Here is a 14,193-nt window from a genome sequence, read left to right on the forward strand (position 1 = left end):
TCCCGGTCATCAGAAACGCAAGAGACGCCATTCGGCGTCTCTTTTTTTGCCCAAAGCCCAAACCATTATCAGGCTTTAACCGACATGCTCTCACTGCTGCTCTGCCGGGTTTTGGCACGCAGCGCGGTCAGTTCGGCGATACGCATAATCACCGCCACCGCGCTTTCCATCCCTTCCAGCGTGACAAACTCGTGCTTACCGTGGGCATTGTAGCCACCGGTGAACAGATTAGGGCACGGCAGCCCCCGGAAGGAAAGCTGCGCGCCATCGGTGCCGCCGCGAATCGGCTGCATCAGCGGCGTAATGTCGCAATCGCGCATCGCCTGCTGCGCCAGCGCGATAATATGCGGGTACTGCTCTACCTGCTCGCGCATGTTGTAGTAGCTGTCGGTAATCGTGACCTCGATATAACAATCCGGGTGCAACCCTTTACCCACCGTTTCAGCAATATCCAGCAGGGTTTTCTTGCGCCGCTCAAAACCGTCGCGCTCAAAATCCCGGATGCTGTAATGCAGCTCGGCCCGCTCCACGGTCCCTTTCGCGCTGTGCAGGTGGTAGAACCCCTGATAGCCTTCGGTCTGTTCCGGGGTCTCATCAGCCGGCACCAGTTGGTGGAAACGCGTCGCCAGCGACAGCGCATTAACCATCACCCCTTTAGCCCAGCCAGGATGCACATTGTTGCCGACAATCTTCACCACTGCCGACGCGGCATTGAAGTTTTCATACTCCAGCTCGCCCACACCGCCGCCGTCCACCGTATAAGCCCACTCGGCCCGGAACGCCTCGACATCAAAATGCTGCGCGCCCTTGCCCACTTCCTCATCCGGCGTAAAGGCGACGCGAATATCGCCATGTGGGATCTGCCGCTTTTTCAGCCGCACCAGCGCGGTAATGATCTCCGCGATCCCCGCCTTGTCATCAGCGCCCAACAGCGTTTTGCCGTCGGTCGTAATCAGCGTCTGCCCCAGCAGATGGTGCAACACCGGGAACATCACCGGCGACAGCACCTCGTCGCCCACGCCCAACGCGATATCACCGCCGCGGTAATTCTCCACAATCTGCGGATTAACGTGCTTGCCGCTGAAATCCGGCGAGGTATCCATATGAGCGATAAACCCCACCGCCGGTACCGACCAGGCCACATTGGACGGCAACGTCGCCATCACGCAGCCGTGCTTGCTGACGGATACCTGCTCAAATCCCAGTTCGGTCAATTCCTGTTGCAGCGCCTGCGCCAGTTTTAATTGCCCTTCGGTACTCGGCACCTGCCGTACACCCGGTTTGGACTGGGTGTCAAACGCAACATAATTCAAAAAACGATCAAGTAATTTTTCCATCACCACCCCCTCCGATGGATTACGTGTTTCATTATGTAGAGGGTGTCAGCGTCAGATATTGCGTCAGGTCAGTTTTTATTGGTTTTCCCCCCGGAGCCACCGCTCAGGCCGCCAGCGCCGCGGGGCAGCGAACACACCGGCATACCGGCCGCGCCATGAGGCTCAGCAATTAAACAACAAACCATTAACACATAGAGACTGGCGACCACGTGTCGCCACAAGGCAGGAGCATGGGCCGGCGGCTTGACGCCCGCCGGCCTGCGTAGGTTACAACCACTCGTAATACTGGCCCAGACTTTTATCGCAGCCGCAGCAACTGCCGCATTTTGGCGCGGCTTCGCCGCTGTGAAAGCGAATTTTGCCTTTCTGCACCCACACCGCCAGCATCCCTTCCACTACGCCGGGATCCGCCTTAAAAGCGGTGCTGATGTCCTGCAGCGACACCTTTTTTCTTTCGCGGACAAAATCCCGCAATTCCAGTAGCGTCATTATGTTCTCCCCGGCGGGCGGCAGGCCCGCCCGACTGGTTACTTCGCTTCACCCACCGCTATTCGCTGGCGTTGCAAGCCATTACGGCGCAGCATCATCACCGTGACGCACAGCATCGCCGCCACACCTACCAGCGCGCATGACGAATACAGCGGATGCTGGGCAAAACGTCCGATCTGATACACCACCACCGCGGTGCTATACCCGACCTGAATGGTCCACCCGGCGCAGAATAGCGTCCAGGCGGTTCCCACTTCACGCCAAATAGCCGACACCGCCGCCACGCACGGGATGTACAGCAGCACCATCAGCAAGTAGCTGAATGCGCCCAACCGGCCGTCAAACAGCTGACTAATCACGGTCAGCGAGGTGACGGAAAACTTGTTGTCTTTGGCGATGGTGTCGGTATCGGTCAAATCCCCGACGTTGATCCCCATCGGGTTAAGCAGCGCGTCGCCCAGCTTGCCCAGGTTTTCCGGAATGGTCGCCAGCGCGCCGTGAATACCATCGATCAGGCTGAAGGTTTTTTCCTCCTTCGCGCCGCCGCTCTGCGAGGCCGCCATGGCGCCATACAGTGAATCCAGCGTACCGACGACCGCCTCTTTGGCGAAGATCCCGGTGAAGACACCCACCGCCGCCGGCCAGTTCTCTTCCCGGATCCCCATCGGTTTGAACACCGGCACGATGGCTTGTCCCACTGCCGACAGCACCGACTTCTGGGTATTCTGGTTGCCGAACGAACCGTCCGTCCCCATCGAGTTCAGGAAACCCAACACCGTCACCACCACCACAATCAGCCGGCCGGCGCGCAACAGGAACCCTTTCAGGCGCTCCCAGGTACGGATCAACACGCTGCGCAGACTGGGCAGATGGTAAGGAGGAATCTCCATGACGAAGGCGGAAGCATCGCCTTTCAGCGCGGTGTTTTTCAGCAGAAAACCGGTGGCAATGGCGGCGGCAATCCCCACCAGATACAACCCGAACACCAGATTCTGCCCGCCTTCGACAAACAGCGCCGAGGCAAACAACACGTATACCGGCAGCCGCGCGCCGCAAGACATAAACGGCGCCATCATCACCGTGACCACGCGATCGCTGTGACGTTCCATAGTACGGGTCGCCATCACCGCGGGCACATTACAGCCAAAACCGACGATCAACGGCACAAACGCCTTACCCGGCAAACCGATGCTGCGCATGAACCGGTCCATCACGAACGCCGCCCGCGCCATGTAACCGGAGTCTTCCAGCCAGGACAGGAACAGATACAGACAACCGATCACCGGAATAAAGGTGGACACGGTCTGAATACCGCCGCCCACGCCATCCGCCAGCAAGGTTTTCAGCCATTCAGGGGTGTGCAGCGCCAGCAGCAGTTCGCCGAACCCCTCCACCAGCAATGTGCCGAACAGCTTATCGAAGAAGTCGATAAACGCGCTGCCGACATTGATGGTGAACACAAACATCAGGTACATCACCAGCAGGAAGATCGGAATACCGAAAAAACGATGCAGCACAATGCGGTCGATCTTGTCGGTCAGGGTGGCGGAAACTTCGCCGCGCCGGGTGATCACCTCACGAGCCACCGCTCCCACAAACTGATAACGCGCGTCCGCCAGAAAGATATCCAGCTCATCTTCATATTCCGCCACCAGCCGGGTCACCTGCGCATCGGCAAACGCCAGCGCGTCAGCAGGCACCCGGTGACGCACGGTAACATCGCCTTCCAGCAACTGAATCGCCAGCCAATGCGGATTGCGAATGGCACTCTGCCCCTGCAACTGTTCCGCAATCGCCTGCGCAGCCTGGCTCAGCGGCGCGTCGTAAGGAATCGACACCGGTGGAATGACCGGTTGCGCCAGCGCCGCCTGACACACCTCGCGCAGCATCTCGATGCCTTTCTTCTGGCTGGCGGTAATCGGGATGACCGGACATCCCAATCGCTGCTGCAAACCGGCGATATCAATGTCCAGTTTGCGGGCGATGGCGATATCCATCATGTTGACGGCCACCACCATCGGCACCTGCATATCCAGCAACTGCGCGGTGAGATACAGGTTACGCTCCAGATTGGAAGCATCGACGATATTCAGCACCAGGTTGGCTTCACCGGACAGGATGTAATCGCGTGCCACCCGCTCATCTTCCGAACTCTCGGAAGACGGGTTCAGCGAGTAAACCCCAGGCAGATCCACCAGCGTCACCTGCTGTTGCTGATAACGGTAGCTCCCGACCTTCTTTTCCACCGTCACGCCCGGCCAGTTGCCGACAGTTTGCTTACCGCCGGTCAGGACGTTGAATAACGTCGTTTTGCCACAGTTCGGGTTACCCACCACGCAAATTACCGATTGCGTACTCATAAAAAATCCTTACCTGCCCGGATTAACATTTTTCCAGAATCAAAATCTGCGCTTCGCCTTTGCGCACGCTGATCGCCGCGCCGCGCAGACGCAGCTCAATCGGGTCGCCCAACGGCGCCACGCGCGACACCGAAAACTCCACTCCCGGCGTAACGCCCAGCGCCAGCAGACGCTTGCGGTAATCCGCCGAGCCCTTCTGAAACCCCAGCACACGCCACTGTGTGCCCACCGCCAATGCTTCCAGTGTCATCGCTGTGTTGACCTCATACCCATTGTTGCGTCAGAAGAACGACCGTTGTCGTAAACCTGTTGTTGTAAAAACGGTTGTTATAAACACCGTTATTCTAAAACCTGCGGTTATAGACCGATTGTCAGGCTGATTATTGCTGTGGCGACACCCACACCTGCTTGCCCATTTCCCAGTTGATCGCCACCCGGCTATCGCCGGCGGCCAACATCAGAGGCTGATTGGCGTCGCGCTGAATCACGCGCACCTGCCCGCCGACGCGGATGCCAAGCTCGGTCAGCCGTTGCTGGTATTCGCCCGTTGAACGGATACGCGCCACCACGGCATTCACGTTAAGAGGGAGATCAAGCAGCGTTTGAAGACTCAGGGCCATACAACATTCCTTCACTGACAGTACGCGGCATTCCGCCAACTCACAGACGGCAATGCATCAAAGCAAGTAATAACGATTATCAATCATATTCCTGTCTGCGGGTCGTCCCTTGACGTGCGTCAAGGGAGGTGAAGATTGGGGGAATAGCGGGAAGGCACGGAGTTTATGAGTGAAGCAGCAGCGAGGAGAACTATGCCATCGGCTCTCCTGATGGAATGAAGAACACACCGACGACATAACTCGCGCTCAAGGCAAGGGGCGTGGCTTACCGAGGCCGGATTTACCGACGGGATGCCGTTAGAAATACGTGTCATGCCCGGCTGCATGGTGATCACCGTGCAGAACACCCGCGAGCTGTGGCACTGTCTCGAAGGGCTGAGCATCGAACCCTTTGACCCGGACGCGGCGGCCAACTGGATCAAGCATTACCCCGGCGGGCTGACTTTTGCCGAGTAATCACACCTCACCCCCGGCCCGCGCCGGGGGTTTTTGTTTTAACGCTGGGGTGTCGGGGCATGGCCCTGACCGGGTGGTTTTGGGGACACGGCCAACTGGCGGTGGCCCCAAAACATTTCCTGTCCGGTTAATGAAGTGCTTTCAGACAACCCCACGACTCCAGACTCAAGGGCGGCGGGGGATTAAGATGCACTCACTCAGGGGCTGACTGGCAGATAAAAAAATCCCGACCTGCTAAGGGTCGGGATCGTCGTTTTTACCGGTATTCCTGTGGAATATTTTTTAGCTGTTCATCCAACGACCAATCTTCTGGCCTGCGTTTCGAGTTATTCCATTTAGCTCCATTGGATAACCACTTATCCCTGTAGCGTTTTAATCCCTCCAAGGTGGTATCTTCATAGCCAAATTCAACGCCACAACAATCACAGATATTAAAACTGGCATTTTTTCCATCATCGCCCCACGGAGGATCTAATTGCTCAGCGCCACAGACCCGGCATATATAAATATCATTGTTACTGTGCATTAAAGTAATCCAAGTTTGTTTTATACCCATGACCAGATGGGTCTGGTTTAAACATCGTTCTGGGGACAACATCTACCCTTTTCACCGCAAATGTATTGGTAGCTGGGTTGTAATATACCGTCTTGCCATTACCACGAACTTTAGTCAATGTTCCTGGCGGAGGATTACTAACAAAAATCCCAACCGCGAAGGGTTGGGATTTCTTTTATTATGGGCCAAACCACGTTAATTTAGACTTCAAATCGTCAGGAACTATATTAAATAACTCTTTTATATAAATAAGATGCTGATTGTAATTTGGTGATATATCCTCATTGCATTTTTCAAAATAATATTTTGCTTGGTTATTTAAAAACCATATATCGTGTTCTGTAAAACTCTTATCCAAGATAGTAACAGTCAAATTATGAACAAGCTCAGCTTCCAGATAGCAAGATAAATTCAAGTTTTTTTCTTTCTTTTCCAGTCGCTGTAGATTTCGTATGTAGGGCAGTGCAAGCCCTAACATTTTCACGTATATTTCATTTTTATACATGCAGCCATCCTCATGATTAATATGCATAAAATTTATCACTTCCTTGTCGGCATAGAAGAAGCTCCAGCCGGAGCATTTTTAGTCTGAGTCCATGAGCCATTTTGTATAAGCTTTTCTATATACGAAGCATCCCCTGTTTTCTTATATATTTCCTGAGCTGCAACCATTCGGTGGTTACCTTCAGATATATAATAATTTCCTTTACTATCAACATATCCAGCAATACGCCCCTCAGGTGCTGTAAATTTATAATTTCCACTCACCATATCGTTTTTAAGCTGATCCACCTGTTGTGGATTACGTAATCCAACTTGCATACTTTTTATTGCAAATGGAGCACCGCCTTGGGATAAGTTGGTTATTGTAGCTTTTGCTAGTTGTACTAAATTCTTTGCCAGTAACCCACCCGAAACTAACATCGCCTGATTGTCTGGATCTGAGGCAAATACCGCAAACTTCGTCCAGCCTGGGCTGTTAACATCAATATTTGCCAAATCCTGACCGTTCCACTGCTGAACATAGGCTTTGGCTTCGTCGCTGGTCATCACATCGACACCGGGAAGATTACCCAGCCAGCCCGGACGATTCGCCATATCCGAACCACCCTGGGCAACTTCTTTATCCCAGACCTGTGCTCCAACCGGATCGCCTTCCAGCTTCTGATCGGTTTCAGCACTTTGCCTATCACTAATTTTCTTCCATTTATCAATGACAGCCTGGCAATCACCGCCAGATTTCCGGCACTCCGAGAGTTCTTTATCGAAGCTCAGAGACTGATCGGCACTCAGGAAGTTATTCTCGGTAACAACGTCATCCGTTGCGAAGTCAGCCGACGAACACCACTTTTCCCTGTGCCGTCAGCCGGTTACAGCCGGTTTTCCCTGATGCGTTTTGATACCCGGACACCCAAGCCCCGATATGCACTTTTTCACCCCGACACGCTACCGCCCTGCCGGGGCTTTTGCCTGCAACCCTCGCATCATAGCAGCGGCGGCAGCCGCTGCCATTACACGTTTCGCCTTTCGCCCTTATCGCGGCGCGAGCCGTTCCGCAGCTTGCCTGCGGGACGGTGAAGCGTCTGCCGGGCGTGGGCTGGCGAAGCCCACAAGAGAAGATGTTAAGCAGGGAGGCCCCCGGCGGGGGCCGCACGGGGCGGAGATGGCGAGCACGGGAACGAGCAAGGAGCCTGCGACTGCGAGCCGGGCGCAGCCAGTGAAGCGGGGTTGGGGCGGGGGCGAGGTAATGCCTTTCAGCGGAGGCCCGACGGGCCGACTTCTTCCTGGGGGTGGATGTTGAGGATAACGCGAGGGGGATACCGGATGACGTCGGGACTCAACGCCGACGCCGGTGTTTCCGGCGACACAAGGCGGCCAGGAAGCCGAAGAACGCACACCGCCGCCGACAGCGGAAGGCGCCGCCTTGCGCGCCGCGCCTGACCCACGATGCCGGTGGCGGGGGCGCAAGACATAATGCGGATTATACGATACGAGCCGCTCCACGCGGCGGGAAAGAGCAGTGAGCTTGCCCGGCGAGCTTCGTATAATCCCCCGCATTATGTTGAACGGCTGACCGGCCAGCCGCCGGGTTGACGGAGAGCACCGCCGCACAACGCTGGCCGGGCGGACGTTTACCCCCGCCCGCGACGTGGCATGACGGCAGTCAGCCCCACGGGCTGTCTGCCGAACCCGCTCCCGCCGCACTCAACCGGAGAGCGCTAACGTTGCGGGCTGTCCGGCAACGCGGGCGTGTCGTCCGGCTCCGGGGTGTCCGGCTGCTCCGCCGGATGGGTACTCGCATGAACCGCCTGCAACGCCCGGATTGAGACCTGCGTGTAGATTTGCGTGCTCTCCACGCTCGCGTGGCCCAGCATCGCCTGTATCCACCGCAGGTCCGCCCCGTTCTCCAGCATCTGCGTCGCCATCGCGTGACGGAACAGGTGGCAGCTTCCCCACTTCGCTATTCCCGACGCCCTGATGTAGTGACTCACCAGATTGGTGATGCCGTTCGGCGTCAGACCCTCGATGCCGTCCAGTGCCACGAACAGCGCCGGGCAGTGCGGATTCACCAGCAGTTGCGGCCTCACCTCACACACATAGCGCGCTATCCATCCTAACGCCCGTTTGCCGACCGGGATAACCCGGTCTTTCTTTCCCTTGCCCTGCACGATGGTCACGATATGCCGGCTCGCGTCCACGCTGTACACCTCCAGCATCGCCACTTCACCCCGCCGTATCCCGGTTGACCACAGCAGCTCCATCAGCGCCCGGTCACGGATGCCCTGAAGCGTGGTCAGGTCCGGCAACGCCAGCACCTGCTCCACATCCGCCACGCTCAGGATATGACGCGGCAGCCGCTTTTCCAGTCGCGGCAACACCAGACCCGACGCCGGGTCGGCCAGCAGCAGATGATGGCGGGTCATCCAGCCGAACCACACCACCAGTGGCCCCAACTGGCTGCGTTGCGTCCGGGTGCTCAGCGGCTCCCCGTTCGGTTTGCGGTACTGGTACAGGTGACGCTGATAGTGCTCCAGTATCGGTAAGGTGATGTCACGTCCATAGTACAACCCGCGCTCCGCCGCCCACAGGATGAACCGGTACTGATGATGGGTTTGCGTCTTCAGCGTGGTCTCCGACCAGTTCCGCTCCCGACGCCACGCCACGAACCGCAGCAGCAGCGCGTACAGGCTTTTCGGGTCACTGGCCGGGCCGATGGGTTTTCTGTAGACGTCATCCACCGTCAGCAGCGCATCGGCGCGGGGTTTACGGTTAGCCATGTGTCACCCCCGCGTTCTCAACCGGCGTATCGCCGACCGCAGGCAGCGGCGCGGATGGCGATTGTTGTTTCCGCCTGTTTACCGTATCCGGCTTCACCCCGACCAGTTCGGTATCCGAGCCTTGTCCTGTCTGGCCTGACGCCGGTTTTTCACGCCCCGACCGGCTGCCGACCACACCCCGACCGGGGGCCGACTGAGTGACCTCCAGCCCCGACCGGTCGGCATTGCCCTCAGCCACGCCGTTTTTACTCGCAGGCAGCGGCACGGCAGGCGATGTGGGTTTTCCCCTGATTACCGCGTCTGGCTCAGACCCGACCGCTTTTGCCGTCAGCCCTTGCCCTGTCTGGCCTGACGCCGGTTTTTCACCCACCGACCGGCTGCCGACCATACCCCGACCGGGGGCCGACTGAGCGGTATCCGACCCCGACCGGTCGGCATTGCCCTCTGTCTCCGGGGTCGCGTCTTCCACCTCCAGCAGCCCGCACAGGTGCGCCCCGCCGTTGTCGTCACTGTCCCACAGCAGCCCGTATTCATACGTCAGACCGCGACGGAACAGCAGCAGGTATTCCATTTCCAGCAGCCTGCCAAGGTGGATTTTCAGTTGCGTGTCACCCCACCCCAGCGCTGCCCGCACCTCCCGCCGCGTGAACCGTATCTCGTCCGCCTTCACCGCCTGACCCTGCGCCCGCTCCTGTACCCAGCCCTTCAGCCACACCAGCAGCTTCCTCGTCTGCGGCGGCATTTCATCCAGCGTCCGGCCCAGCACCTCGTGGGCCAGCTGATTGGCCAGCGCGATATCGCCCTTTTCCACCTCGATATACTCGATGACCGTGCCCCGGTGCGTCACCCGTTTCACCTCACGCTGGTACTGATGCAACAGCGCGATGGCCTGGATTAAGGTCAGGTACTTCATATGGTCGCGCCGGGTGCGGGTCTTGTCCGACAGGAACGTCAGCCGGTCGGCATACGGATTCACCACCTTCAGCGGCCGTAACAGCCGCTGTGCGTTCTGGTGTAGCCGGGTCAGGTACTGCTTTTCTGAAGACTGGAGCAGTCCGGCCAGCGTCTGCCCGTGGCGCTGCATCGCATGGATGGCCTGCGTCTGCTCCCGCGATTCGTTCACCGTCAACACCAGACAGCGGTTCAGCAGCTCTTCGTCCACGTCGCTGGCCGTGGTGGTCAGCATCAGCATCACCGGCCCCTGCACCTTGTATTCCCGCGTCACCAGTTCGCCGCTCTGCTCGTTCTTGCCGGTTGACGCGATTTTCAGTTCCCCGTCCGACTGCAACAGCTTGAGCGCATACGCCGCCTGCCGCACCCCCTCTTCCTCGGCTATCGCCAGTATCTTGTGCTGTAACGAGGTTTCACCGAGGTAATACAGGCTCTGCCCGGTCATCGCGCTGTACTGGATACGCTCTTCCTCCGGCATCATCCCCAGCACCGCGTCCATCAGCGAGGATTTTCCCGCCGCCGAACTGCTCTGTATCAGGACGGCCAGCGGTTTATCCAGCTTGCGCGACGTCGCCGCCAGATACCCGGTCAGCAGATTGGTACTTTCCCCCACCACCCCGCAGGCCGCGAGGTCGTCCACGATACGCGCCGCAAGGTCGGGGGATGTCAGTAGCTCCAGTGCCGCCGCTTCGTCTTCCGCACTCACCGTGACCGCCGGAGCACGTTCGGCCTGCGCTGCCGCCTGCCGCACGTCATCCTGCTTTTGCTCCAGCATCAGCAGCACCCGCCCGCACTCGCGCTTGATGACCGACGCCTCACAGCCCAGTTCCGCCGCCGCCGCGCTCACATACCCCTGACGCTGCCGCGAGCTGTACAGGTCCAGCGAGTCCACATACAGCGCGCCGGTTGACGCGTCCCGCACCTGCACGTTGACCTTCATCACGTCCTGTACGGTGTTTTTCTGCCAGCCGCGCACCCGCCACACCCGTGGGCCGTGAGTCAGCAGCAGGTCGCCGGACGCGGTTAACTCGCCCGCCACCGTCGGTGCCGGTACGCCCGCCGGGGCGGCTAAGGAAGAAGGTTCAGACTCACCGTTTACCCCCGCGTCAGCGCGGAACACCACGCCGGGGCCGGACCCGTTCCCCATCCACTGCGCCTGCTCCAGTGCCAGCCCTAACGCGCTTTCCGGGTTGCCGCTGTTCAGTGCATAGGCATTCGCATCCAGCCCCGGCGGGAACCGCACCCGCCACGCCTCGATACCCGCTTCCAGCAGCTCCGCCGCCACCGACGCCGCGCCCCGGTCGCCCGCCTCATCACGGTCATAGGCTATCTGCACCCGCTTCACCCCGTGATACTGCAACGCGGCCAGATGGTCAGCGGTAAAGCCGTTGGCCCCGTAAGCCGTGGTGACATTGCGGAACCCGGCACACCAGAACGTCATCGCATCGATCAGCGACTCGCACAGGATAAGGTCCGACGACGCCTTCAGGGCTTCCTCGTTCCACACCCCGGCCAGTGGCGACGGCAGGTACAGGTGCTTCGGCGAGCCTTTGAGGATTTTGTGGTCCGGCTGCACCCGACGCCCGTACAACTGCATCACCCGGCCACGCTGCGCCACATTCGCCGATTCCGACCAGCCGATAACCGGCATCACCACGCAGCCCCGGAAGTGGTCCTGTCTGGTGGCGGACCGCAGCACCCCCAGCCCGGCCAGTTTCTCGCGCAGCCGCTTGCCCTCCTGACTCGACGAGGACGGCAGCAGCCCCGCGCTGCCGCCGATACCATGATGACCGGCGAACCCCAGCCGGAAGTGGCTCACCAGTTCAGGATGAGCCAGCCCGCGACCGGCCAGCCACTGCTGCGCCTCCGGGCTGTTGAGCAGGCTCTGGTGGTAGAACTGGATAACCTGATTCAGCAGCGCCTGACCGTCATCATCCAGATCGGCGAGTCTGGTACGCGCCGCAGACGGCGAAGCCGGAACCACCGGGGCGGCTAAAAAAGACGGATTGCCAGCCAGTTCCCGCAGCCGCAACAGGGTTTGCGGCCAGGTCAGCCGCTCGGTGTGTTGCAGCCAGTCCAGCACCGACCCCGACGCCCCGCAGCCGAAGCAGTGATACAGGTTTTTCGACGGCGTGATGACGCAGGACGGCGTGTTTTCCTGATGGAACGGGCACCGGCAGACATAACTGTCCGCCCCCTGCTTTTTCAGTGTATGACCCTGACTCTGCGCCACGGCCCGCAGCGACACCCCGCGTTTCAGTTGCTCCAGCTCTGCCGGTGTCATTCGTCCCATTTCCGCTGCTCCTGTCAAAAACCTGTCAATAGGGTTTCAGTAAAAATAACTCGACAAGCATATACCGCAGTGGGTAGTATTTACAACAGTGAGATGTAAAATAGGAGGTAGATTATGGCCATCAGGACTTTACCAGCACAGGGTTCATCCACGATGGCGGCATCTATCAGTAGTGAAGAACAGATTTTTATGACCGAACTCGGCAAGCGTATCACCGCCCTGCGTAAAGACGCCGGACTCACTCAGGTTCAGCTCGCGCAGGCACTGAACGTTTCCCAGCAGGCTGTTCAGTCATGGGAGTCCGGGCGGCGGCGGATACAGATTTCAGTGCTGCCTGCCGTGGCAAGACAGCTTTCCGTTTCTCTTGATGCCCTGCTGGGCGACAGCCATACCCCGCCACCGCGCAAGCGCGGCCCGGCGTCACGGCTGGAGCAGCAGATTCAGGTGATAGGCCAGTTGCCCAGAAGCAGGCAGAAGCTAGTGTCGGAGATGCTCGACGCCGTGATTGCTCAGGCGCAACAGGCCGGAGCGGACGGACTGGACGGCTAAAAAGACAGGATTTTTAACGCGGCGGCGATGAGTTCGCACCTCATCACCTCCGCTAACCACAAGCAACTAACGAGAGGTAGTTACTATGGCTGGACGCGATTCTAAGGCAGAACCCCGCGTAACTGAAGTAAAAGAACCCCAACGGCATTACACCGTCGGCTACGCCCCCAACGGCATGAAGGGCAACCCGCCGCCGCAACTCACGCTCAAGGGCCGCTGGCTGGAAGATCTCGGTTTTAACACCGGCCAGCCGGTTATCGTCACCGTCGAGCGCGGGCGGCTGGTGATTGAGGCGGAGATTAGGATCTAACCGGTAAAAACAAAGATCCCGGCGCAAGGGCCGGGATTTACTTGAGATCATTATCATGAGCAAAAAAAACACAGATATCAGTAAGTTTTTAAGTTACATATTACGCCATCAACCTGAAGCCATAGGTTTATCTTTGGACAAAGAGGGATGGGCCATTATAAGCGATCTTATCCTTTGTGCCGTTAAAGAAGGCTATACACTCGATAATAGTCTTATTCATAGTATCGTGGATAATAGTGATAAAAAACGCTTTACGATTTCAGATGATGGATTACGTATCAGGGCAGCTCAAGGGCATTCATCACAACAGGTAGATATAACGTATGAAGAAAAAATCCCTCCCGAGTTTTTATATCATGGAACTGCAACACGATTCCTAATATCAATTCGCGCTCAGGGATTACATGCAAAAGATCGACAATATGTCCATCTATCTGGTGATGAAGAGACAGCAATTCAAGTTGGAAGTCGGCATGGAAAACCGATTGTACTAAAAATAAAAGCCCTGACTATGCATGAACAGGGCTTTAAATTTTTTCAGGCTGACAATGGTGTTTGGTTAACTGATTCTGTTCCCTGTCAGTATATTGATGAATAGCTATTCACCATCGTCTGCTCGTTCAGCCTTATAACGAGCAGACTCTAAACGGGCCGTCTCCAACCATTCAGAAAAATTATCTGTGTAACCTCTGTCTTCCCAACCAGCGGCAGCAAAGACATGAACATAGTATACCTTTGGATTACCAGATGTATCCTCACCGTCAAAACAAACAATATCATCTGAGTAACTCATTTTGGCAAAAGGCACTAGCTTTCTATTAGGATATTGCGTCTTAACTTCATGCATCCAAAACACTGAGGACTCTTTAAATTCACAAATGAATGACCATGGCTCTATATCAGGGATAATATCTAAAGACATTATCTCTAGATAAAGATCCGGATATTTAAATCCATCAAAAAGATCATCTTCTTTATATAAATAGCCATTCAT

13 protein-coding genes and 2 pseudogenes are annotated in these 14,193 nt (G+C 57.3%); 4 read left to right on the forward strand and 11 right to left on the reverse strand.

The genetic code is table 11. The features are described 5' to 3' along the window. Positions 1-68 precede the first annotated feature (68 nt). From pepT to CPA59_RS12205, 5 genes are all read right to left on the reverse strand, one after another. Positions 69-1,337: a peptidase T gene (gene pepT, locus CPA59_RS12185; RefSeq protein ID WP_038919194.1), complete on the reverse strand. Its 1,269-nt coding sequence runs from the start codon at positions 1,335-1,337 to the stop codon at positions 69-71. Between the two features lie 267 nt (positions 1,338-1,604). Continuing rightward, entirely contained in the window at positions 1,605-1,826 is a 222-nt protein-coding gene (locus tag CPA59_RS12190) for a FeoC-like transcriptional regulator (protein ID WP_033112326.1), read from the reverse strand. Positions 1,827-1,864: 38 nt separating this feature from the next. Beyond that, positions 1,865-4,186, reverse strand: coding sequence for a Fe(2+) transporter permease subunit FeoB (feoB, locus tag CPA59_RS12195; RefSeq protein ID WP_100849616.1), 2,322 nt, complete (start codon positions 4,184-4,186; stop codon positions 1,865-1,867). Between the two features lie 22 nt (positions 4,187-4,208). Continuing rightward, complete coding sequence (locus CPA59_RS12200; RefSeq protein ID WP_012769649.1) at positions 4,209-4,436, reverse strand: FeoA family protein; 228 nt, start codon at positions 4,434-4,436, stop codon at positions 4,209-4,211. Between the two features lie 130 nt (positions 4,437-4,566). Next, positions 4,567-4,806, reverse strand: a complete 240-nt coding sequence (locus CPA59_RS12205) for a FeoA family protein (protein ID WP_016941525.1) — start codon at positions 4,804-4,806, stop codon at positions 4,567-4,569. A gap of 264 nt (positions 4,807-5,070) precedes the next feature. On the opposite strand from CPA59_RS12205, the pseudogene CPA59_RS12210 reads away from it, so the two are divergent. Further along, a pseudogene (locus CPA59_RS12210) lies at positions 5,071-5,262 on the forward strand (SymE family type I addiction module toxin); the annotation flags it as partial. A gap of 256 nt (positions 5,263-5,518) precedes the next feature. On the opposite strand, the gene CPA59_RS12215 reads toward CPA59_RS12210, so the two are convergent. The 5 genes and pseudogenes from CPA59_RS12215 to CPA59_RS12240 form a co-directional block, all read right to left on the reverse strand. Then, positions 5,519-5,818 (reverse strand): hypothetical protein, encoded by a 300-nt coding sequence (locus CPA59_RS12215; RefSeq protein WP_236883894.1) that lies wholly within the window; start codon positions 5,816-5,818, stop codon positions 5,519-5,521. A gap of 178 nt (positions 5,819-5,996) precedes the next feature. Continuing rightward, positions 5,997-6,323 carry a zinc ABC transporter substrate-binding protein gene (locus CPA59_RS12220; protein ID WP_107760830.1) on the reverse strand — a complete coding sequence of 109 codons (327 nt, stop codon included), beginning with the start codon at positions 6,321-6,323 and terminating at the stop codon, positions 5,997-5,999. A gap of 35 nt (positions 6,324-6,358) precedes the next feature. Then, positions 6,359-7,123, reverse strand: a pseudogene (locus CPA59_RS12225) (adhesin); the annotation flags it as partial. A 914-nt stretch (positions 7,124-8,037) separates the two neighbouring features. After that, positions 8,038-9,096 (reverse strand): site-specific tyrosine recombinase XerC, encoded by a 1,059-nt coding sequence (gene xerC, locus CPA59_RS12235; RefSeq protein ID WP_107759456.1) that lies wholly within the window; start codon positions 9,094-9,096, stop codon positions 8,038-8,040. Next, positions 9,089-12,340, reverse strand: coding sequence for a CHC2 zinc finger domain-containing protein (locus tag CPA59_RS12240; RefSeq protein WP_107759458.1), 3,252 nt, complete (start codon positions 12,338-12,340; stop codon positions 9,089-9,091). Before CPA59_RS12240 ends, xerC begins: the two co-directional genes overlap by 8 nt. 153 nt (positions 12,341-12,493) lie before the next feature. Between CPA59_RS12240 and CPA59_RS12245 the strand changes: the two genes are divergently transcribed. From CPA59_RS12245 to CPA59_RS12255, 3 genes are all read left to right on the forward strand, one after another. Further along, on the forward strand, positions 12,494-12,889 hold the full coding sequence (locus CPA59_RS12245) for a helix-turn-helix domain-containing protein (protein WP_107759460.1): 396 nt from the start codon (positions 12,494-12,496) through the stop codon (positions 12,887-12,889). Positions 12,890-12,974: 85 nt separating this feature from the next. Continuing rightward, a complete protein-coding gene (locus CPA59_RS12250) occupies positions 12,975-13,199 on the forward strand; it encodes a SymE family type I addiction module toxin (protein WP_107759462.1) in 225 nt (74 codons plus the stop codon). Positions 13,200-13,254: 55 nt separating this feature from the next. Beyond that, the gene (locus CPA59_RS12255) at positions 13,255-13,797 is read left to right on the forward strand and encodes an RNA 2'-phosphotransferase (RefSeq protein ID WP_107759463.1); all 543 of its coding nucleotides are present in this window, start codon (positions 13,255-13,257) and stop codon (positions 13,795-13,797) included. Here the strand turns inward: CPA59_RS12255 and CPA59_RS12260 are convergent, their stop codons facing one another. Continuing rightward, positions 13,798-14,193, reverse strand: coding sequence for an SMI1/KNR4 family protein (locus CPA59_RS12260; protein ID WP_107759465.1), 396 nt, complete (start codon positions 14,191-14,193; stop codon positions 13,798-13,800). It lies immediately after the preceding gene.

Origin of the sequence: Dickeya sp. Secpp 1600 (assembly GCF_003049805.1) — a bacterium.
GTDB classification, from domain to species: Bacteria; Pseudomonadota; Gammaproteobacteria; order Enterobacterales; family Enterobacteriaceae; genus Dickeya; species Dickeya fangzhongdai.

Bases quoted from the DNA above. Each gene is read 5' to 3' on its own strand.
- pepT (WP_038919194.1), bottom strand. From the start codon at position 1,337: ATGGAAAAATTACTTGATCGTTTTTTGAATTATGTTGCGTTTGACACC.
- CPA59_RS12190 (WP_033112326.1), bottom strand. From the start codon at position 1,826: ATGACGCTACTGGAATTGCGGGATTTTGTCCGCGAAAGAAAAAAGGTG.
- feoB (WP_100849616.1), bottom strand. From the start codon at position 4,186: ATGAGTACGCAATCGGTAATTTGCGTGGTGGGTAACCCGAACTGTGGC.
- CPA59_RS12200 (WP_012769649.1), bottom strand. From the start codon at position 4,436: ATGACACTGGAAGCATTGGCGGTGGGCACACAGTGGCGTGTGCTGGGG.
- CPA59_RS12205 (WP_016941525.1), bottom strand. From the start codon at position 4,806: ATGGCCCTGAGTCTTCAAACGCTGCTTGATCTCCCTCTTAACGTGAAT.
- CPA59_RS12215 (WP_236883894.1), bottom strand. From the start codon at position 5,818: ATGGGTATAAAACAAACTTGGATTACTTTAATGCACAGTAACAATGAT.
- CPA59_RS12220 (WP_107760830.1), bottom strand. From the start codon at position 6,323: ATGTATAAAAATGAAATATACGTGAAAATGTTAGGGCTTGCACTGCCC.
- xerC (WP_107759456.1), bottom strand. From the start codon at position 9,096: ATGGCTAACCGTAAACCCCGCGCCGATGCGCTGCTGACGGTGGATGAC.
- CPA59_RS12240 (WP_107759458.1), bottom strand. From the start codon at position 12,340: ATGGGACGAATGACACCGGCAGAGCTGGAGCAACTGAAACGCGGGGTG.
- CPA59_RS12245 (WP_107759460.1), top strand. From the start codon at position 12,494: ATGGCGGCATCTATCAGTAGTGAAGAACAGATTTTTATGACCGAACTC.
- CPA59_RS12250 (WP_107759462.1), top strand. From the start codon at position 12,975: ATGGCTGGACGCGATTCTAAGGCAGAACCCCGCGTAACTGAAGTAAAA.
- CPA59_RS12255 (WP_107759463.1), top strand. From the start codon at position 13,255: ATGAGCAAAAAAAACACAGATATCAGTAAGTTTTTAAGTTACATATTA.
- CPA59_RS12260 (WP_107759465.1), bottom strand. From the start codon at position 14,193: ATGAATGGCTATTTATATAAAGAAGATGATCTTTTTGATGGATTTAAA.